Annotated in this window: 20 protein-coding genes and 1 pseudogene; 2 read left to right on the top strand and 19 right to left on the bottom strand. The window is 43.2% G+C overall.

From position 1 onward, the window contains the following. Positions 1–51: 51 nt before the first annotated feature. Both trpX and FJU10_RS08060 read right to left on the bottom strand, forming a co-directional pair. Positions 52–1103: pseudogene (gene trpX / locus FJU10_RS08070) on the bottom strand (tryptophan ABC transporter substrate-binding protein). A 377-nt stretch (positions 1104–1480) separates the two neighbouring features. Then, entirely contained in the window at positions 1481–2056 is a 576-nt protein-coding gene (locus FJU10_RS08060) for a hypothetical protein (RefSeq protein ID WP_077453382.1), read from the bottom strand. 125 nt (positions 2057–2181) lie between these two features. Here FJU10_RS08060 and FJU10_RS08055 point away from each other — a divergent pair, with 125 nt between their 5' ends. Both FJU10_RS08055 and efbA read left to right on the top strand, forming a co-directional pair. Continuing rightward, a complete protein-coding gene (locus FJU10_RS08055; RefSeq protein WP_140965616.1) occupies positions 2182–2580 on the top strand; it encodes a DUF1622 domain-containing protein in 399 nt (132 codons plus the stop codon). 107 nt (positions 2581–2687) lie between these two features. After that, entirely contained in the window at positions 2688–4388 is a 1701-nt protein-coding gene (gene efbA, locus FJU10_RS08050) for a fibronectin-binding protein EfbA (RefSeq protein WP_140965615.1), read from the top strand. Positions 4389–4700: 312 nt separating this feature from the next. Here efbA and FJU10_RS08045 read toward each other — a convergent pair whose 3' ends face one another. The 17 genes from FJU10_RS08045 to FJU10_RS07965 form a co-directional block, all read right to left on the bottom strand. Then, the gene (locus tag FJU10_RS08045) at positions 4701–5192 is read right to left on the bottom strand and encodes a pyridoxamine 5'-phosphate oxidase family protein (protein WP_081118664.1); all 492 of its coding nucleotides are present in this window, start codon (positions 5190–5192) and stop codon (positions 4701–4703) included. Beyond that, positions 5192–6109 (bottom strand): AraC family transcriptional regulator, encoded by a 918-nt coding sequence (locus FJU10_RS08040; RefSeq protein ID WP_140965614.1) that lies wholly within the window; start codon positions 6107–6109, stop codon positions 5192–5194. Before FJU10_RS08040 ends, FJU10_RS08045 begins: the two co-directional genes overlap by 1 nt. A 322-nt stretch (positions 6110–6431) precedes the next feature. Beyond that, on the bottom strand, positions 6432–7109 hold the full coding sequence (locus tag FJU10_RS08035) for a carbonic anhydrase family protein (RefSeq protein ID WP_017144366.1): 678 nt from the start codon (positions 7107–7109) through the stop codon (positions 6432–6434). A gap of 155 nt (positions 7110–7264) precedes the next feature. Continuing rightward, positions 7265–7900 carry an orotate phosphoribosyltransferase gene (gene pyrE, locus FJU10_RS08030; protein ID WP_086292399.1) on the bottom strand — a complete coding sequence of 212 codons (636 nt, stop codon included), beginning with the start codon at positions 7898–7900 and terminating at the stop codon, positions 7265–7267. Beyond that, positions 7897–8616 (bottom strand): orotidine-5'-phosphate decarboxylase, encoded by a 720-nt coding sequence (gene pyrF / locus FJU10_RS08025; protein WP_140965613.1) that lies wholly within the window; start codon positions 8614–8616, stop codon positions 7897–7899. The genes pyrE and pyrF overlap by 4 nt, the downstream gene beginning before the upstream one ends. After that, positions 8616–9539: a dihydroorotate dehydrogenase gene (locus FJU10_RS08020; protein ID WP_077453389.1), complete on the bottom strand. Its 924-nt coding sequence runs from the start codon at positions 9537–9539 to the stop codon at positions 8616–8618. Before FJU10_RS08020 ends, pyrF begins: the two co-directional genes overlap by 1 nt. Then, complete coding sequence (locus FJU10_RS08015; protein ID WP_140965612.1) at positions 9539–10315, bottom strand: dihydroorotate dehydrogenase electron transfer subunit; 777 nt, start codon at positions 10313–10315, stop codon at positions 9539–9541. The genes FJU10_RS08020 and FJU10_RS08015 overlap by 1 nt, the downstream gene beginning before the upstream one ends. A 21-nt stretch (positions 10316–10336) precedes the next feature. Continuing rightward, positions 10337–13522, bottom strand: a complete 3186-nt coding sequence (carB, locus tag FJU10_RS08010) for a carbamoyl-phosphate synthase large subunit (RefSeq protein WP_140965611.1) — start codon at positions 13520–13522, stop codon at positions 10337–10339. A gap of 1 nt (position 13523) precedes the next feature. Further along, a complete protein-coding gene (locus FJU10_RS08005) occupies positions 13524–14603 on the bottom strand; it encodes a carbamoyl phosphate synthase small subunit (RefSeq protein WP_005235984.1) in 1080 nt (359 codons plus the stop codon). A 1-nt stretch (position 14604) separates the two neighbouring features. Then, positions 14605–15888: a dihydroorotase gene (locus tag FJU10_RS08000; protein WP_140965610.1), complete on the bottom strand. Its 1284-nt coding sequence runs from the start codon at positions 15886–15888 to the stop codon at positions 14605–14607. 31 nt (positions 15889–15919) lie between these two features. Beyond that, complete coding sequence (locus tag FJU10_RS07995) at positions 15920–16846, bottom strand: aspartate carbamoyltransferase catalytic subunit (RefSeq protein ID WP_096742686.1); 927 nt, start codon at positions 16844–16846, stop codon at positions 15920–15922. 47 nt (positions 16847–16893) lie between these two features. Further along, positions 16894–18174 carry a solute carrier family 23 protein gene (locus tag FJU10_RS07990; RefSeq protein ID WP_081118672.1) on the bottom strand — a complete coding sequence of 427 codons (1281 nt, stop codon included), beginning with the start codon at positions 18172–18174 and terminating at the stop codon, positions 16894–16896. Positions 18175–18193: 19 nt separating this feature from the next. Next, entirely contained in the window at positions 18194–18730 is a 537-nt protein-coding gene (gene pyrR / locus FJU10_RS07985) for a bifunctional pyr operon transcriptional regulator/uracil phosphoribosyltransferase PyrR (protein ID WP_077453394.1), read from the bottom strand. A 243-nt stretch (positions 18731–18973) separates the two neighbouring features. Continuing rightward, complete coding sequence (locus FJU10_RS07980) at positions 18974–19882, bottom strand: RluA family pseudouridine synthase (RefSeq protein WP_077453395.1); 909 nt, start codon at positions 19880–19882, stop codon at positions 18974–18976. Continuing rightward, positions 19866–20351: a signal peptidase II gene (gene lspA / locus FJU10_RS07975; protein ID WP_077453396.1), complete on the bottom strand. Its 486-nt coding sequence runs from the start codon at positions 20349–20351 to the stop codon at positions 19866–19868. Before lspA ends, FJU10_RS07980 begins: the two co-directional genes overlap by 17 nt. Next, on the bottom strand, positions 20348–21055 hold the full coding sequence (locus FJU10_RS07970) for a CBS domain-containing protein (RefSeq protein WP_077453397.1): 708 nt from the start codon (positions 21053–21055) through the stop codon (positions 20348–20350). The genes lspA and FJU10_RS07970 overlap by 4 nt, the downstream gene beginning before the upstream one ends. Continuing rightward, complete coding sequence (locus FJU10_RS07965; RefSeq protein WP_081118673.1) at positions 21048–21455, bottom strand: hypothetical protein; 408 nt, start codon at positions 21453–21455, stop codon at positions 21048–21050. The genes FJU10_RS07970 and FJU10_RS07965 overlap by 8 nt, the downstream gene beginning before the upstream one ends. Positions 21456–21627: the final 172 nt, after the last annotated feature.

Below are 21627 nucleotides of genomic sequence, written 5' to 3'. Positions count from 1 at the left end.
TTTTCTCTTTCAAACCCTCGTCGTGATCCTAGATGGTCTTAAGATTCTTAATCACTCATCACTTGCTTCAGTTTCTGGCGTCGTTGTAATCAATTTTGCCTCGTCTTTGAGATTTTCTGGGATAGTGATGCCCAATAACTGCGCTTGTGTTTCATTAATGATCGTCTCGCCATCGCTAAATGTATAGATCGGCGTTGTCGCAGGCTCGGCTGTCCCGTCAAGAATTGCTGCCACCATCTTTCCAGTTTCGACCCCAATCGTAAATTGATCTTGCCCAACCGTCGCTAAGCCGCCTTGTTCCACCATCGTATCAACAGACGTGATGATTGGCGTTTTTGATTTATTGGCTTCTTGGACTACCGTCTGCATAGCATTTGCGATCGTATTGTCTAAGGGAATATAGATAAAGTCGACTTCTCGTGCCATCACTTGCACCATTGCGCAATTTCATTACTTGAAGGAACGGCATATGCTTTGCTGGTCAAGCCATTCTCTTCAGCAGCAGCTTCTGCTTCTGCCACTTGGTATTTCGAATTGTCCTCAGTCGAAGAATACAAAATACCGACTGTTTTTGCCTCTGGCAACAAATCTTTTGCTAGTTTGATTTGCGCAGCTACTGGTGCTTTATCTGAAACGCCAGTGATATTGCCGCCGGGTTGGTCCATATCTGCCACCAGATTCGCCCCAACTGGATCAGTGACCGCCCCTAAAACAATTGGTACATCCTGAGTGACATTCGCCAATGCTTGTGCTGCGGGTGTTGCGACCCCAACTAAAACGTCGGCATCTTTATTTAGCAGCTGCTGGCTCATCGTTGCCAATTTGCTTTGATCCGCTTGGCCGTTTTGGAATTCGATTGTCAAGTTGTCCCCTTCGGTATAGCCTGATTCTTTAAGGCCTTCTTTGATCCCCTCGGTGATCGCATCCAATGCTTCATGGCTGACAAATTGTAGGATCCCAACTGTTTTTTCAGCTTTCTCTACTGGTTCTGAAGCCTCACTGGCTTGATTGGTCCCACTTCTCATTCCTAACTGATAGACGAAGGTCGCTCCTAAAAATAATAAAATAACGGCAACTGATGCAATTAATCCCTTGTTTTTCATTTTTTATTCTCCTTTTTTTGCTTACATTTTTTGAGTTTTTCTTTTTATGGTTTTTGAGAACAAAAAAAGCAACTGCCTATGTGACGGCAATTGCAAGTAAGCAAAAGCCGCATAGAAGCTTGTCCTATGCGGCGATAAATTCAACTACCAGCATAGATACAGCACTTTAGAAGGTTCTCTAAAAAGTTGTATCTATGGAATGAGGTTCCATCAATACAACTATCTACGCCAGTTTTGCCATGATTTCACTTGCAATGGAATAAATAGTTTCATGATTGTTCCTCCTTCTCAACTTGTTTTCTTTCTTGATTGAATTCAGTTTAGCTTATTGATAAAAAAACGTCAACAATTTTCTGTCAAATTGTCAGATTTTTTTATCAATCATTGGCAGAAGTACGAATCGTCCACATCGGTAAACGATTCAATTCTGGGATAAATTCCGTCGTTGGCTGGTCAAATGAATCAAAGGTAAAGCGATTTTTTTCGACTCCTTCTTCATAAAAGACAAAGGTTACTTTATCAGGATCAATATCATATTCATTGGAGAAAAAAGCCGCATCATAGACGATTGGATAATAAAAAAATGTCCGATTCATTTCATCTTCTTGTGCTTGGATCAGATCAAACACTTGATCCAACTGAGCACCACTCGGTTTACTATACATCACAGAAATCGCTCTTGTTTCGCGAATCGTCTTGTCAGCTGTCAGATAAGGCAATGGTTGTACTTTTTCTGAAGGTAGCTTATCAAAAGCGATCCGATCCACTAGAGAAGCGTTGATACGATTTTGAGAAAAGACGATCAAACCGGCGAAAATCAAAGCGAAAAGAATCCCCCCGATCAGCGTGAAAATCGTTTTTTTCTGATCTCGGTAGAGATCATCTAAAAAAGCTTGCCAGCTTTCTACTGCTTTTTCTTTCGTGTAATGAACAAAGCTTTTCACTTGTTCCATAATTTGCCCACCTTTTTAAAAATACTACTATTATTTCATACTATCAATTCCCTTCTAGAACGTCAAGAAACTTCACATTTCCTCGATAATTCGGTAAGATAAAAGAAAACGGTAAAGGAGTCATTATGCATAATTTAGCTGATTCATTGATGACTGGAGCCAATCCAATCTTCGATTTCATCGTTGTCTGTTTGAACTTTCTCTCCATTTTCGTCATCGTTTGGGGTGTATTGATTGCAGGCATTGATTTTGTGCGTTACGAATTAACAGAAAAGGATCGTTTGGTAGCAGCTAGAGAAAACAATTTTATTCGCAATTATTTAGGAAGTTACGTCTTGTTAGGTCTGGAGATTTTGATTGCCGCAGATATAATTGAGACAATCATCCACCCCACCTTCGAAGACATCGTACGTCTAGCTGCAGTCGTTATTATTCGAACAGTCATCTCTTATTTCTTGAACAAAGAGATCGAACGGGCTTTGCAAACCACCGATCATCAGCCTGCCAAGAAAAAGGAAAACTAGCTGTCATGGCTTTTCTACGGATTCTTCGGTATAATAGATAGGAATATTTGACATTAGAAGGATCAATCCCTCAGTCAAACTATCCTTAAAAGAAAAGAGGGAACAATATGTCTTTTGATGGTGTTTTTACCCATTTAATGGTCAAAGAATTACAGAGTCAATTAACTAGTGGACGCGTGAACAAAATTCATCAACCTTATGAAAACGAGGTCGTATTTGTGATCCGTGCCCAAGGGAAAAATCACAAACTTTTGCTATCCGCTCACCCCACCTATGCCCGTGTGCAATGCACAACGATCGCCTATAGCAACCCAGAGACCCCACCGAATTTCTTGATGATGCTGCGGAAATATTTAGAAGGGGCGATCCTAGAATCAATCGAACAAATCGACAATGACCGTGTGATCCATTTTCATTTTACCCGACGAGATGAATTAGGTGATTTGCAAGCCCTCGTCTTGATCGTCGAATTAATGGGCCGTCACAGTACGATTTTATTAATGAATAAGACAAGCGGAAAAATTGTCGATACAATTAAACACATTGGTCATTCACAAAATACGTATCGTACCTTATTGCCAGGTGCTGTCTATGTTGCACCACCAAAGCAATCGACGCTTAATCCTTTCACAGCCTCTCGCACCAAGATTTTTGAAGAATTATCTACTCTCGATCCCTTGACGGCAAAAGAACTGCAACAACGATTCCAAGGCTTAGGCCGTGATACCGCAGAAGAATTGATTGCCCGAATCAGTGCCAATCCTAATGAAAAACTGCGTCAGTGGGAAACCTTCTTTACAGAGCTTACCCAGGAGCTAGCGCCAAGTTATCTCCAGTCAGAGAAAAAGGAATATTTTACACCGATTCCCTATACATCATTGATTGATGCGACCACCACTGTCACCCATTATCAGACTCTGAGCGAGCTTTTAGATGCGTTTTACCATGATAAGGCGGAAAGAGATCGGGTCAAACAACAAGGTGGCGAACTACTGAAAAAGGTTGAAAATGAACTGAAGCGTAACCAGCTGAAGTTAAAGAAACGTCAGCAAACCTTGAGGGATTCAGAAAACGCCGAGGAGTTTCGCCAAAAGGGTGAACTCTTGACGACCTTTATGAGCCAAGTGCCTCGTGGTGCTACATCTGTTGATTTGGAAAATTATTATGAGGAGAATCGGCTTTTGACGATCAAATTAGATCCCGCTCTTTCTCCTAATCAAAATGCTCAGAAGTATTTTCAGCGATACCAGAAATTGAAAAACGCAGTTAAATTGATCCATCAGCAGATTGCCGAAACGAAAGAAGAGATCGCGTATCTCGAATCCGTGTTAGCCCAATTAGAAATTGCCTCTCCAATGGATCTAGCGGTTATTCGGGAAGAACTGATCGCACAAGGCTATGTCAAAAATCGGACGAAGCAGCGTAAAAAAGTCGCCCCTTCGCAACCGGAACGATTTGTTTCTTCAGACGGAACAGAAATTCTCGTCGGAAAAAACAATTTACAAAATGACCAACTGACCTTAAAAACAGCTCGTAAGAGTGATATCTGGCTGCACACTAAAAACATTCCTGGTTCGCATGTCATCATTCGTTCGGACGATCCTAGCGAGACAACCTTAATGGAAGCTGCAGAGCTTGCCGCATATTTCTCAAAATATCGTCAATCTGCCCAAGTACCGGTGGACTATGTGCAAGTCAAACATATTCGGAAACCGAATGGTGCTAAACCTGGATTCGTCATTTATGAGAATCAAAAAACCTTATATGTGACACCGGACGAAGATATTTTGCGATTAAAGCAGTCCTAGCTATTCCTAAGTCTATTCGAATCAAAAAATCTTAGAGTAAGCAATACAAGAACCGACCACAAAAGTGCAGCTAAGAAGTGTATTGCCCCCAAAAGTTAGTTTTTTGGTCTAACTTTTTGGGGGTGCTTCACTAAGATACACGCGCTTGTGGTCGGTTTTTATGTTTTTATTCTATCTACTACTCTTTTAGCAGTAATTTTACTCAGCTTGAAACACCAAAGGCAAACCTTCACAGAACTTAACCATTGCTTCCTCTTCAAGATTCGCTAGAAAGGCAATTGAAAATCACCGTCAGAAAATAGCTTCTGCTAGCTAATAAATACCGCCATCCTCCATAGTGACTTTCTTCTCGAAATCAAAATGATACAGCTTTTCCCAGTGATTGATATTCAAGGTTCCTTTAGTCAAACGGATCGCCAGAAAGCAACAGCCCTTATCATTCTCGTTGTTGACTTCGTCGTACCAAACAAAGGCTTTGCGAATTTTGCTTCTTAATTCTGCATTTTTAGGGTCTAGCACCCAACCTAAATTCTCCCCTTGACCGATCGCGGTAAACCATTCACCACTGACAGCAATAGAAACTGCTGGGTTCTTTTTGATTTGCTTGATTTTATTGGATTGTTCGTGCGTCGACACGTAAAAAATGCCCTCTTCATAAAAAGCATCAACTTCTCGAACGACTGGTTGTATGTGTCCCTCTGCAGTTTTGTCACAAGCTGTCGTCGCAAGGGCAATCACATTGTCTTTGAAATGCCCAAATTTTTCTTCAAGCAGCTTTATTCCTTCTTCATACTGGTGGGTCATTATTCTGTTCCTCCTTGCATCTCTCTTCTTTTTTTAAAAGGAATCCATAATTCGACATGTGTAACCCGATTGTTTCCTTTTCGATATAGCTCTGGAAAAAAATCCTCAGCAATCCAACCATTTTTCTTGAGCCAAAAACGGGTATAACGCATCGCCTTTCCCATATTGATGATCAGTTGCTCTGAGATCGTATCAAAGCTGCAAACAATGTAATCACGTGCTGGTAGCGTCCATTCAATGAGGGTCGATAATTGCGTACCGTCACTTAATTGGCCAACAAAGTAACTTGAGTAGCCTTCTGGCGCATCTCCCGGAAATGAAACACCAATCAGGCAATGATCAGTGCGAGGCTGATTTTCAATCTTTTGATAAAAATCATGCCAAATTTCATCAATAGGGTCGATTCCTGTTCGTTGACCCAGCATTTTTCCATATTTAAATGGATAATAACCAATAACGCCATAAAAAACCATTGGTTGCTTGTTTCTTTTTTTCTGAATCTCCAAAACGACCCCTTCACTGATCAATGGATTACCTTCTTCTGTGACAATATACCCTAAAGATAGATCTGGCTTATCAAAATTTTGTAAGCCGATCGGCGCTTTTTGGTAAAGCGAAGGCGAAAGTCCATAAACGGTTTTAAAGGTTCTTGAAAATACTGCATGGCTGCTAAAACCAACCTCAAAAGCGACTTCAATGACTCGACTTTTTCTGTCTTTTAATAAATGAGCGGCTCTGGGCAGCCGACGCAGTTTTATATATTCCCTAACAGAAATTTTAACTAAACGGGTGAATAAGCGTTGATAATAAAATACAGAAAGGGATGCGACTTGTGCTAACGTTTCGATCTCTAATGGCTCGGCAAGATTGTCTTCAATATAATCGATTGATTTTTGGATTGCTTCCCATGCATGCATATGGATTTCCTTTCTTTCACTATAAAATATTCAGCCAAAAAAGCTTTACCGTGTCTGCTCTTTTTCCGCAAAAAACTATATTTGTATTTATTTTCACAATAGATTATCTGCCGCGAATCAGCTTATTTAATATTTTAGCATAGCCTTCATGGTCCTAGGATATAAAAATAAAAAAAGACGAAGAGTTTTCGTCTTTTTCCAGTCAATGACATTCTAAAATTCTAACATCTTTTTTATGGATTACCCTTACGAAGTGGTTTCTATAATGACCATCAAATGCAGTCAGTGAGAAAAACTACGTAAAAGGAACTATTTTTATAAATCAATAGAAATAAATAGGCCGATCTTTGCGGTCTTGTAATGGACGATTATTATTTTCTAATACTTCTTCGCGGAATTCTAAAATGAAGCGACGACTCATCTCACCAATCCAGTCAAAGACAAACCAGTTGATTGGACCTTTCGTTGGCGGGGTCGTCAGGGAACCCACATAATGAAAATGATGAGTGCGCTCTGGCAAGAACATGCTCGGATCAAACCATTGGGTATGGTTCTCAAAATCCCAGATGCTGTCGTCTTGCTGATTGCAGATCCAGTTGAGTTTATCTGTCAATTTGAATAAGATACCCACGACCAAGTTTTCTCCGTCATCATTCATATGAACGAGATGAAACTCTAATTCTTGCTGCTCGTCATCGATAATGTGTTCAGACGGCATGTGAAAATGAATATCCGTCAAATAGTAATTGATACCTTTAAACGTGACATAGCTTTCTTTATTATAAGGAACGAAGTGAATCGTATTTTTGAATTCTTTTTCCGTAAACCGCTCTCGTTTATAGTGAAAAGCCAAGTCCTGATCGATGGGTTCTTCGGTCTCATCGTGGACTAAAGCGATTGGGGATTGGTACGGAAATTCGGCACCTTGTGCATACCAGTCGCACAAAGTGTGCCAATGTTCAGGTCCATTGTCTCCGGAATAACTCCAGGGAACGTCCATATTTCTTTTCAAAAAAACAGCCTCCTAATTCAAGTTGACAGCAAGGAACAGCCCTTCCTATCAAAAAACTTTCTCCCAATGCTATCAGAAAATAGGTAAAAATAAAACGAATATGCTTGGTCATTCCCTCACATATCCGTTTCTTTTTCAATTCCTTATTCACTCAACCAAGCAGCAGGATCTTTTCGCCACTCTTGTAACAGGGCAACATCAGACTCTTGAATAGCACCCGTTTCTAAAGCCGACTCGATCAGAGCCGTATAGTTTGTCAAAGTCACGTATGGTAGATCTGCTTGCTCAAAATTCTCTTGAACTTGTGGCAGTTCGTAAGTAAAGATCGCAGCAACGCCTAATACGTCGGCTCCTTCTCTTTTGGCAGCTTCACAAGCTTCTAAGACACTGCCACCTGTTGACAATAAATCTTCAATGACGACCATTTTTTGATTTGGCTGAATACGTCCTTCAATTTGATTGCCTTTGCCGTGTTCCTTTGCTTTGCTGCGAATATAAACCATTGGTAAATCTAACAATTCAGCGACCCATGCAGCATGGGGAATCCCAGCTGTTGCGGTCCCTGCAATCACTTCTACTTCTGGATAAGTGGTTTTGATGACTGCAGCTAAGCCTTTCGCAATGGCACGTCGCACAGTTGGATAACTCATGGTGATTCGATTGTCGCAATAAATAGGGCTTTTGATACCGCTGGCCCACGTAAATGGTTCATTGGGTCGTAAGAAAATCGCCTCGATGTCTAAAAGATCTTTGGCGATTTGATTGGATTGTTCCTTCATTGGCTAGCTTCCTTCCATTCTTGTTTAATTTGCAAATAACTTTCATAGGGTGTCTTAGACTGGGTGATCGGACGTCCTACAACGATCATGGTAGCCCCTGCTTTACGAGCTTGTGCAGGTGTCATGATCCGTTTTTGATCGCCAACTTCACTGCCAGCTGGTCGGATACCAGGCGTCAAGCGTATGAAGGCATCGGTTGTCCTTTGCTTGATCTGGTTTGCCTCGTGAGCGGAACAAACAACACCGTCTAATCCAGCTTTTTGGGCACAAGTGGCGTAATGGATGACACTTTCTTGCAGTGACGTCATGATCTGCTGATCATGATGCATTTGTGCCTCGCTAGTGGAGGTCAATTGAGTGACTGCAATCAAGTTAGGGACTTTTTGTCCTGTCGGGGTTCCTTTTTGTAGGCCGTTTTTAGCAGCAGTCATCATTTCGATCCCGCCGGCTGCATGAACATTCGTCAAAGCAACACCTAAAGAAGCTAAGCGCTCCATTGCTCGTCCTACTGTATTGGGAATATCATGTAGTTTTAAATCTAAAAAGATATCATGGCCACTGTTTTTTAACCAAGTAACGATTGCTGGCCCTTCTTGGTAGAAAATCTCCATTCCCACTTTTACAAATAATTTTTCTTCCGCAGGAAATTGCGCTAAAAATGTTTCAATAGCCTGTTTGTTGGGGAAATCTAGGGCAATAATTGGCCGTTCACTCATCACATATGCTCCTCTCTCACTTCTTTTATCAGCTGTTCCAAAGAAGGGATCCCTAATTCTGCCATTCGGATAGGCAATTCTTCAATCAATTTCGGGCAAATGTAAGGATCGGTAAAGTTTGCGGTTCCGACTGCAACAGCACTAGCACCTGCCAGATACATTTCAAGTACATCATCCACTGACATCACGCCCCCCATGCCAATAATTGGTAATTGAGAAACTTGCGCCACTTGTTTGATTAGACGGATCGCCACCGGTTTGATAGCTGGTCCAGATAAGCCTCCGGTTTGGTTGGCTAAAATTGGTTTCCGTGTTTTTAGATCGATCCGCATGCCTAAAAGTGTGTTGATCATCGTAAACCCGTCGGCGCCGCCTGCTTCGATCGCTTGCGCAATTGGGACGATATCCGTCACATTCGGCGATAGTTTGACATAAATCGGCACTTGCGAGACTTTTTTGACCGCTTCAGTCAATGCACCAGCAACCGCAGGATCGGTGCCGAACGTTATACCGCCATGCTTGACATTAGGGCAAGAAATATTCAGTTCGATCGCTTTGACATTTTCTGCTCGACTGATTTCCTGACACACAAGAACATAATCTTCGACAGTCGAACCGGCAACATTCGCGATGATTGGCAAATCGGGGTGTTTTTGAGCTAAGTCTGGCAATATTTGATTCATGACCGTTTCTAACCCAGGATTTTGTAACCCGATGGCATTTAACATACCGCTAGGCGTTTCTGCTACCCTTGGGGTTGGATTGCCGAAACGTGGTTCAGGTGTGGTCGCTTTGATCATCACCGCACCTAATTGACTGATGTCATAATATTTATCATATTCTGCACCAAACCCAAAACAGCCGCTGGCAGGCATGATCGGATTTTTCAGACTCAATCCGGGTAGTTCGACGTTGATCGACATTAAATGACCACCTTTCTCGCCTGAAATACAGGCCCTTCGTCACAAACTTTGACACTTTTTGTGCCTTGTTCATCATCTTTCGTATGGCAAACACAGGCATAACAGGCACCCATCCCACAAGCCATTCGTGCTTCCATGGATAATTGAACATCTGGGAGGTCTTCAAAAAGCTGGGCGGTGGTTTTTAAAAGACCGTTATTTCCGCAGGCAAAGACCGCCGCAGGTGTTTGCTCTGCAGCTAATAACAGGTTGCCAACATTACCTTGTAAACCAGCGCTGCCATCATCGGTAGCAATCCTCGTGTCTCCCAGTGCGCGAAATTCCTCTTCATAGTACATGACGTCTTTGCTGGCAAAACCCAAAAAGTGAATGACGTGGACGCCTTGTTGGGTCAGACGTTTCGATAATTCATAGAGCGGCGGTACACCGATACCGCCACCTACGATAAATGCAGTGTCCCCTTGATTTAAATGATGATAGCGAAACCCATTTCCTAACGGCCCCATCACATCGATTGGATCACCAATGGTCATTTCTGAAAAAATTCGTGTCCCCTCTCCTTCGACCCGATAAATGATACGGCATTCTTTTTTCTCAGCATCGATATGATTGATACTGATCGGTCGGCGAAGAAGAAAGGCATTTTGAGGAACCCGTAGGTGCAGAAACTGCCCAGGGGTCCTCATCTCATTGACTAACTCACCCGTCAATGTCATTTCAAAAATCCGCGGTGCCAGTTGACGCTGTTTGCTGATGGTCATGATTTCTTGCTTCATCAAAAAACTCCTTTATCTGCGTTAAATTGCTTTTGTTGAAAAACTGCGGGATTCCATCACTTTTAGAATTGCATCCGCTGTATCAAGAGAAGTAAAGGTCGGTACACCATGTTCCACTGCTTCTCGACGAATGATAAATCCGTCTTCCGTTGCATTTTGGCGATCTTTATCCATGGTATTGACTACTACTTGGGTCGTTCCTTTACGGATCAAATCAACAACCGTTTCTTCTGCTTGTTGATCAGAGATTTTAGCAACTCGTGTCACTTGCAGGCCTTTTTCTTCAAAGTAATCAGCGGTTCCATTGGTAGCCAATAAGGTGAAGCCGACCTCTACGAAACGCGCCGCCAGCGCTGCTGCCTCTTCTTTGCTTTCGTCTGCAACGGTGAAAAGTGCTTTTCCAAATTCAGGAATATGCAGGCCTGATGCCTCAAAAGCTTTATAAAGTGCTTTTGCCAAGTCTTTGTCTGATCCCATTACTTCACCTGTTGATTTCATTTCAGGGCCTAAGTAAGTATCGACTTTTAAAAGTTTTGTAAAGGAGAAGACCGGTGCTTTGATGTGTACTTCATTTGGTGTTGGAGCAAGTCCGTCTTGATAACCTAACGCTGTGATCTCTTCCCCGAGAATCGCCTTCGTGGCAATTTGGGCCATTGGGATCTCTGTTACCTTGCTTAAAAATGGTACGGTTCGGCTAGCACGAGGATTTACTTCAATGACATACACTTTGTTTTCATGGATGACAAATTGGATATTCATCATACCGATACAATTTAAACCTAATGCCAAGCGTTTGGTATATTCTTCGATCGTAGCAATCAGTTCATCCGAAAGATTTTGCGGTGGATAGACCGCCATTGAATCTCCTGAATGGACCCCTGCACGCTCGATATGTTCCATGATTCCAGGAATCAAAACAGTTTTGCCGTCACAGATAGCATCGACTTCACATTCTTTACCGACCAAGTAACGATCGACCAAGACAGGATGTTCTGGTGATGCTTTCACTGCATGACGCATGTAATCTTCTAAATCGGCTTGGTTTTCCACGATTTCCATCGCGCGCCCTCCTAAGACATAACTTGGGCGGACTAAAACAGGATAGCCGATTTTTTGAGCGATGGCGATCGCTTCTTGCTCGTTTGTCGCTGTATCTCCTGGTGGTTGTGGAATATCTAATGTTTGTAATGCTTGCTCAAAAAGATCACGGTTTTCGGCACGATCAAGATCTTCAATGCTGGTGCCTAGGATTTTGACTCCGGCTTTCACCAAAGGTTCGGCTAAATTGATCGCCGTTTGCCCGCCAAATTGGACGATGACCCCAATGGGTTGTTCCAAATCGATCACGTGTAAGACATCTTCTAAGGTCAATGGTTCAAAGTACAGCTTGTCGGAAATAGAGAAGTCAGTCGAAACCGTTTCGGGATTGCTGTTCATGATGATTGCTTCATAGCCAGCAGCTTGGATCGCTTTCACCGAGTGCACTGTTGCATAGTCAAACTCCACCCCTTGTCCGATTCGGATCGGTCCAGAACCTAAGACAAGAACAGATTCTTTTGCGCTACGTTTGCTTTCATTCTCAAACTCATAGGTGCTGTAAAAATAAGGCGTTGCTGATTCAAATTCTGCGGCACATGTATCCACCATTTTGTAGACGGGCAAAATCTTTTGCTCATGGCGCAGCGTGCGGATCTCAGCTTCTGTGGTTTCCCACAGCTCAGCGATCTTTTTATCCGTAAAGCCATTTTGCTTGGCTTTTTTCAACACATCAAGGGATTGTGGGTCGTTTGCTAATGCTTGTTCGATCTCAAAGATGTGAAGCATTTTATCTAAGAAGAATAAATCGATTTTCGTCATTTCATTCAAATCTTCGATGGTATACCCTCTTCGGATGGCTTCCATGACGTAGAATAGGCGATCATCTTGCGCCTTGATGACTTTTTCCATCAGATCATTGTCAGAAAGAGCTTCTAGTTCTTTCATTTCGATATGATGTGTGCCGATTTCTAATGAACGAACAGCTTTCAGTAATGACTCTTCAATATTACGACCAATCGCCATCACTTCTCCAGTTGCTTTCATTTGTGTTCCTAATCGACGTTCCCCAGTTTCAAACTTGTCAAACGGCCAGCGAGGAATTTTTGCGACCACATAGTCTAGTGCCGGTTCAAATTCTGCATAGGTAGTTTCTGTGACTGGGTTTTTCATTTCATCCAATGTTAAACCGACGGCAATTTTCGCTGCCAATTTGGCAATTGGATACCCTGTAGCTTTACTTGCTAACGCAGAGGAACGTGAGACCCGTGGATTTACTTCAATGACATAGTAGTTGAAGCTATGAGGATCAAGCGCCAATTGAACGTTACAGCCACCTTCGATTTTTAATGCGCGAATAATTTTTAATGACGCATCTCGCAACATTTGGTATTCATGGTCTGACAAAGTTTGGCTCGGCGCAAAGACGATGGAATCGCCGGTGTGGATGCCGACTGGATCGAAGTTTTCCATATTACAAACGACGATCGCGTTGTCAGCAGAATCTCGCATCACTTCATATTCGATCTCTTTAAACCCTGCAATACTACGTTCAATCAAGCATTGGGTCACTGGCGAGAGCTTCAAGCCGTTTTCAGCGATTTGGCGCAGCTCTTCTTCATTGTTACACATGCCACCGCCCGTTCCTCCTAGCGTAAATGCTGGACGAACAATGATTGGAAAGCCGATTTTTTTTGCAAATTCAACTGCTGCTTCCACCGTTGACACGATTTCAGATTCTGGGATCGGTTGATCCAATTCTTCCATTAATTGTTTGAATAGATCTCTGTCTTCTGCTTGGTCGATTGCTGCTAATTTGGTTCCTAGCAACTCAATTCCTAATTCATCCAAAATACCTGAGTTGGCTAATTCCATCGCCATATTCAAGCCCGTTTGTCCGCCTAATGTCGGTAAAATTGCATCAGGCTGTTCTTTACGTAAAATCCGTGAGACAAATTCAAATGTGATTGGTTCAATGTAGACTTTGTCAGCAATTTCTTTGTCCGTCATGATCGTTGCGGGATTCGAATTGACTAACACCACTTCGTAGCCTTCTTCTCGTAAAGCTAAACAAGCTTGTGTGCCGGCATAATCAAACTCTGCCGCTTGTCCTATAATAATCGGTCCAGAACCGATAACCATGATTTTCTTGATATCTGTACGTTTTGGCATATTAGTTCTGCTCCTTCCATGCATCGATCATCTCTAAAAATTCGTCAAATAAGTGGACCGCATCATGCGGGCCCGGTGCCGCATCTGGGTGGTATTGGACACTGAATGCTGGGTAGCGGCGATGACGAACCCCTTCGATCGTGCCATCGTTCACTTCGACGTGGGTCACCATTAGTTTTTCAGGATCGATGGATGCTTCATCCACAGCAAAGCCATGGTTTTGTGAGGTAAAATCGATCCGACCAGTGGCGATCTCTCTTACTGGATGGTTTAATCCACGGTGACCGAACTTCATTTTATAGGTATCTGCCCCATTCGCTAATGAGAAGAGCTGATGGCCTAAACAAATCCCGAAGATTGGTACCTTGCCTTGAATCCCTTGTATCATTTTAATTGCTTCTGGCAAGCTTTTAGGATCGCCCGGTCCATTCGTCAGCATCACGCCATCTGGTGCGAGGTCTAAAATTTCTTGCGCTGTCGTATTGTATGGCAAAATCGTTAGATTGCAGTTGCGACGTGACAGCTCTCGTAAAATACTGTGCTTCAAGCCGAAGTCGATGACCACGATATTGCGACCCGTTCCAGGGCTTGGATAAGGTTTTGAGGTGGAGACTTGTGCCACTTGATTGGTTGGTAAAACCGCTGCTTTTAATTGATCAAAGGCATGGTCAAATACATCTCCCGCATCAACGATGCTCGCTTTCATGGTTCCGTGTTGACGGATCTTTCTTGTCAGCGCGCGTGTATCGATTCCTGCGATCCCTGGAATATTTTTGCGTTTTAAAAATTCATCTAACGTCAGCTGCTTCCGCCAATTACTCGCTAGACGCGCGTGTTCTTTCACAACGACCCCTTTACAAGTCGGTGAAATTGATTCGTAGTCGTCTCGGTTGACGCCGTAATTTCCTACCATCGGATACGTAAACGTAATGATTTGTCCGTTAAAGCTTTGATCCGTAATGGCTTCTTGATAGCCCGTCATGCTGGTGGTAAAAACAATCTCACCAAAAACATTGATACTGGCACCAAAGCCTTCGCCTTCAAAGTATGTTCCATCTTCTAAAATAAGCCAACGTTTCATATTATTGCCCACCTTTTTGCCATACTAATTTTCCATTTACAAATGTATAACTTGTATCCCCATATAACGTCCATCCACCGAAAGGCGTATTGACTCCTTTTGATAGGAATTGCTTAGGATCCACGTTATAAGCTGATTCTAAGTCAAAAATTGCGAGATCGGCTTTGTCTCCGACCATCATCGTTCCGGTGCTTAGACCAAAGATTGATGCTGGTTTCACGGTCATCCAATCCACTAATTGCTGTAAGTTAAAGCGTCCTGTTTTTACAAAATGAGTGTACAACAATTGGAAGGCATATTCTGATCCGACGATGCCAAAGGGAGCTTTTAAAAAGCTTTGCATTTTTTCTTCATAACCATGCGGTGCATGATCCGTCGCGATACAGTCGATCGTGCCATCCAGCAGACCTTCGATCAACGCTTCACGGTCTTCTTGCCCACGTAATGGTGGGTTCATTTTCCAAAAGCCTTCATCGGCAGGAATATCTTCATCGATCAGAAGTAAATGGTGGGGAGAAACTTCGGCTGTCACATGAATGCCAGCTTTTTTGGCATCTCGGATCACTCGAACACTTTCTTTCGTAGAGACATGGCAGACATGGTAATGGGCTCCTGTTGCTTCCGCCAAAAGCACATCCCGAGCGATTTGAGAAGCTTCCGTTACACTCAAGATCCCTGGCAATCCAAGCTCTTCCGCTTTTTTACCAGCATGCATCACGCCGCCAAAGAGTAAGGAATCATCTTCAGTATGGGCAACCAAAGCCAAGTCATTTTCGGCTGCTTGCTTCATTGCCAGATACATTGTGCCAGCAGTCTGAACACCCACGCCATCGTTCGTCAAGGCGAAAGCACCAGCAGCTTTCATTCCAGCTGCATCCGTCAATGTTTCACTGCGCAAATTTTCTGTAATCGGCGCGTATTGTAAGACATTGATTGACGCATCTGCGTTGATTTTTTCGTATACAGCTGCTAATTTTTCTGGTGTATCAGGAACTGGATCAAGGTTAGGCATTGCGCAAACTGTTGTGAACCCACCACGAGCTGCTGCCCTACTACCCGTTTCGATTGTTTCTTTGTATTCAAAGCCTGGTTCTCTGAAGTGTACATGAACATCCACTAACCCTGGCGTGATCAATTGCTCTTTGGCATCGATGACTTCTTCAAAATCTATTTCGGGAAATGCTGTACCGATCCCGCGAATGATTCCTTCTTCGATCCAAATTGCTGCAGGAACACAGTGATTGTCTTTTTTGATGATTTTACCGTTTTTAATGAGTGTTTTCATGTAAACTTCCTCCTCTTATTCCTTTTGACTGTTAGGCTTTACCATTTAATACTGCTTCAAGAATCGCCATTCGAACGAAGACGCCATTCGACATCTGTGTAATGATTCGCGAGCGTAAGCTTTCAACTAAGGCATCAGCCAACTCCACATCGCGATTGACCGGCGCTGGGTGCATTATGATCGCATGTTCCTTCATTCTGGCTGCCCGTTCGACGGTCAACCCGTGATTTTTTAAGTATTCTTCTTTGGAAAAGCTTTCCGTTCCATCATGGCGCTCGTGCTGGACACGAAGCATCATCATGACATCAACTTCTTCCACTAATTCATCTAATGGCAGCCAATGACCGTACACTTCAAACTCTTCGTCGTACCATTCTTTCGGTCCTGAAAAGAAAACTTTTGCGCCAAGTCGCTTGAGCATTTGCATGTTTGATTTTGCCACCCGTGAGTGGGTGATATCGCCCACGATGGCGACTTTCAAGTCGTCAAAGTGCCCGAACTCTTCATAGATCGTCATTAGATCCAACAAACATTGTGTAGGGTGTTGGCCGCTGCCGTCCCCGCCATTGATGATACTGCACTGGATCGTTTTGCTTTGGATCAAAGCGTCGTAGTAGTTTTCATCGCCGTGGCGAATGACTGCCACGTCTACACCTAAAGCTGACATCGTCAAGACCGTGTCATACAAGGTCTCGCCTTTTTGAACAGAACTAGTGGAGGCTTCAAATTCAATGACTTCGATCCCTAGTTTTTTCTCAGCAACATCAAAGCTTTTGTGGGTTCTAGTACTGTTTTCAAAAAAGAGATTTGTTGCGAAATACTGTTCCTTTTGGGGCATCCATTTCGCCCCTCTTTTGAATTCTTGTCCTCTGCGGATGAGTCCCATCACTTCACGGTCCGTCAATGCTTCGACCGTCAAAAGATGCTTTAAGCTGATTCTTTCGGATTGAATAATCATGAATGAATTCCTCCTTTGTTTCTGTTTAAACGATGAGTTGGCACAAGTTATTTTTCTTCGCTGCGAGAGCTGTCAGGTAAAATAAGATTCAAGAAGATTCCTAGGACAGTTGCTAACGCCATTGCGGATAAGGTGAAGGTACCGACCGTGAACACAAGACCGCCGATTCCTACCACAAGGATCACTGACGCAATGATCAAATTCTTCTTACGATCAAAATCGATTTTGTTGTCGATCAAAATTTTCAACCCGCTGGCAGCGATGACGCCAAAGAGCAGGAAGCTGATCCCTGAGATGACTGGGCCAGGAATACTTAAGATCAATGCGCTTAGTTTTCCAACGAAGCCTAGTACGATGGCTAAAACTGCCGCACCACCGATGACGAACACGCTATGGACCCGTGTAATTGCTAAAACCCCGATGTTTTCTCCGTAACTTGTCACTGGCGGTCCCCCAACGAGACCGGCTGCGATTTGAGCAAAACCGTCGCCTAAGAGTGTTCGGTTCAAGCCCGGCTCTTCAAAGAAGTTCCGCTTCGTTAGTTTGTTTAAGACCATCAGATGTCCGATATGTTCTGTCATGGTGACGAAAGCGATCGGTGCCATCGTAGTGATCGCATTTAGATACAGTTTGGGTTCATAATTAATGAAAGGAATTTCGAAACTTGGCAGCCCAAACCAGTTGGCGTCAATGATTGGTTGTACGTCGACGATCCCTGCCGCTAAGGCGATCAAGTATCCGCCAACGATCCCTAGCAGGATCGGGATCAGCCCTAAGAACCCTCGCAAAAACATGTTGAAGAAAATCGTTAATCCCAAGGTAGCCAAAGCTACTAGAATGTACTTGAAATCGTAAACTGAGTCATTGTACATCGCATTTTGGGCGGCGTTGGCGGCTAATCCTAGACCAATCACCATAATCACAGGACCGACAATGATCGGTGGTAAGATCTTATCCAACCAAGCAGCGCCAGCACGTTTGATGATCAGCGAAACGATCACGTAGACCAACCCAGTCGTGATGGCGCCTTGGGCGATGGCTGGGTAGCCGTCTGATTCCATCAGCATTTGCATCGCCGCGATAAACGCAAAGCTGCTGCCTAGATACGCTGGGATTTTCCCTTTCGTTGTGACCAAGTAAACCAATGTCCCAATACCGGAACTTACCAAAGCGATACTGGGGTTGATCCCTACCAAGATCGGTACTAAAACTGTCGCACCGAACATCGTGAAAAGATGTTGTAAACTAAGGCCTAACCAAGGCAATGCTTTGGGCCGATCTTTGATGTCTAAAACTGCGTCTGGATTACGAAATTCTTGCTTCTGCATGTTGCTGTCACTCTTCTTCCTAGTCGTTTTCTTTATTGATCATGATCCGGTCAGAACCGTCTGATTCTTCCATCTCAACGATAATTTCTTCACTTAAAGCAGTTGGAATATTCTTCCCAACAAAATCTGCCCGAATCGGCAGTTCCCGATGGCCGCGATCAACTAGAACGGCTAGTGAGATTCTCTTTGGTCGACCAATATCCATGATGGCATCCAAAGCTGCTCGAATCGTCCGTCCGGTAAACAAGACATCATCGATCAAGATCACTTCTTTGCCGTCAATAGCCGTCGGAATGTCTGATGAATGGATCTCTGGATCATCTTCGCTCTTTTTATCATCTCGGTACAAGGTGATGTCCAATTCACCAACAGGTACTTCTACGCCTTCCAATTGTTTTAAACGTTCCGCAATCCGTTGGGCGATATAGATGCCTCTTGTCTTGATTCCTACTAACACCAAATTATCAATGCCGCGATTTCTTTCAATAATTTCGTAGGTGATCCGTGTTAACGCTCGTTTCATTGTTACTGCATCTACTACTTCTTTCGCTGCCATATGTTGTTCCCTCCTAATTTTGAACATAAAAAAACTCCTACCTGCTTGAGGTAGGAGTCATGTTTTCCGATCGTTGCCTAAAATCCCATTCTGTGGATTTTGGGTACACGTTATCATCCAGTAAGGGTTCGAATCTCCAACGCGGGAGTCGTCTGCTTACTCATTCCTTCTTAGCCTCACGGGACTACATTTAAAGGAGCTATTTAGTTGTTACATTTACTATACAGTTCCACCACAAAAAAATCAATCATTTTTTCGTAATTTTTTTAGGGTGTCCTCAAATAGTTCTGGTAATGGGGCTTCAAAGACCATTGACTCACCCGTTGTGGGATGTGTGAAGCCTAAAAGCTTGGCATGTAAAAACTGGCCGTTGCCTTTTAAGGTACGCTTTGGTCCGTAGATTGGGTCACCGGCTAACGGAAACCCGATATATTGCATATGCACTCTAATTTGGTGGGTTCTTCCAGTTTCCAATTGCAATTCCACCAAGGTAAATTGATCAAAGCGTTCCAACACGGTGAAATGAGTCACTGCGGGTTTGCCGTTCTCAATCACCGCCTGCATTTTACGATTGACTTTCGAGCGGCCGATCGGTGCATTGATGGTGCCTTTTTCGTGGCTGATATTGCCATGGACCAAAGCCACATACTTGCGTAACGAGGTTTTGTCTTTCAATTGTTTCGCTAACGACTCATGCGCCTGATCATTTTTGGCAATCATTAACAGACCCGACGTATCTTTGTCGATTCGATGAACGATACCCGGCCGAACAACATCGTTGATCGTCGATAGATCCTCCATATGGTACAACAATGCGTTGACTAAGGTGCCACTCGGATGACCAGCGGATGGATGAACCACCATCCCTTGCGGCTTGTTGATGACTGCCACATCAGCATCTTGATAGACGATCGTTAAAGGAATATTTTCTGGCTCTAAATCTACTACTTCCGGCTCTGGCACTTGGATGACCAAGTGATCGCCTGCTTTTACTTTATAATTAGCCCGGACCGTCTCACCTGCCAAAGTAACGGCATCTTCTTTCAGCCATTGTTGGACTTGTGAACGGCTATGGTCAGGCAAGCGTTCGGCCAACACTTTGTCGACCCGCCCTTTTTCTTCTTTAATGATTACTTCAATTTGCTTTTCCATTTGATTCTCCTTGTTTCCCTTTTGCTACATCATCTACTAGTGCATAAATAAAAATCAAGATTACCCCAAACACTAATGACATATCAGCGATATTGAAAATTGGGAAATTGATAAAATCAAGCTGGAACATGTCCACTACAAAGCCATGCTGCAAGCGATCGATGAAGTTCCCGATAGCGCCACCTAGAACAAACGCCAATCCGAAACGAAACCATAGGCTGCTGTTTTGGTAGCGAAACAATAGATAAACAACGACGACAACCGCGATAACGGTGATGATCGCAAAAAAGGTGATTTTTCCTTCAAGAATACTCCAAGCTGCACCCGTATTCTGAAGATAGGTCAGTGACAACACATTGTCGATCAGAGAATGTGTTTCACCTAGTTGATAATTGGCAACGATCCAAATTTTTAGCCATTGATCCAAGCCAATGACAACAGCACTTAACAAAAAAAACAACGCGATCATAAATTTTCCACTCTTTCTTCTTTAAAAATATCTCGTGGACGGATGATGCCCAAGAGATTTCCATTCGGATTTTTATCTTTGGTGATCAATACCGCCTCAAGCAGGGCATTTTTTTGAAACAGTTCCTCGACCTCAACAATGGTCGTTTCAGCCGACACGAAACAAAAATTCGACCGTTTCCCATCTCCTGCTAATAATTCATCGGCCGTTCTGCCTGCTAACTTGATTTCACCATGGAGGCTTTCTTTCGCTAACCAGTACCCCAGCATTCGCAAAGTGATCAAGCCCAAAAATCGACCATTATCATAGATTGGAAATTGTGAGTAGCGCTTTTGGGCAACGATTTTCAATAACTCTGGTAATGGCAGGTGCTTTTCAAAACCAGTCACTCGTTTCGCAAAACGCGGCATGACTTTTTCAGGTGCCAGTAAGGAGCGTTCAATTTCTTGAATGCGATTGACGACCCATTCATTTGGCTCTGCAATGACAAAGTTCTCACCAATTTTTTCATGAACGATGGCATTGCGCAGCTGAGCCATCTGTAATAGATCATCTTCTGCTCTTCTAACATTGATATTTTTACTTTTTGATAAGCGACGAACCATTTCAGAAAACCCCATATTCCGCGGATTATCCAATTCGTCACGAAGACGCTTTTCGATTCGATTAAAACTGCTCAAAAATTGATCTGCCCCACTAGCCATGGCGAACCTCCTTGATAAGATATGCTTTTTTTAAATAAATCAAAACAAAGACAAAATAAGCCACCAAATACACACCAACAAAAAGCAACGAGTAGAGGGAGATGGATAATAAGCCCAAACCCCCTATCATGAGAAAAAGGCTTAAATAAAAGCCGATATATATTCTTTTAAGCGCAGGATTCATCACGACCTCCAGCTTGAGCGCTGATTGGCCTTGTGGTAGCTGAAAAGGCTGACTTTCTAAAAAAAACATGCGCACACGAATCGGCGTCTGCTCAGCCAGCGCCAAAAAAATCGTTTGCTGATGATTGATGGCAGCGATTCTTTTTTTCCCTTGCATGATCTCTAAGGGACTGCCCATTCCATAAAAACCAGTCCTCCTAGTTAGTTGTAGCTCCATTGACAAAGATCACCTCAATTGGTTAAGTATACTTGATTATTAAAAGAAAGAAAATAGACTTTTGCTTGCTTCCTTGATTATTATAACAAGAATCCCTACTTTTATCTTCCATCACGTCAAATGAACAAGAAAAAGACGAATGCAGCGTGCATCCGTCCTATCAAATCATCTC

Origin of the sequence: Enterococcus sp. OL5 (assembly GCF_006491895.1) — a bacterium.
GTDB classification, from domain to species: Bacteria; Bacillota; Bacilli; order Lactobacillales; family Enterococcaceae; genus Enterococcus_D; species Enterococcus_D innesii.
This window is presented reverse-complemented; position numbering and strand designations above follow the sequence as displayed.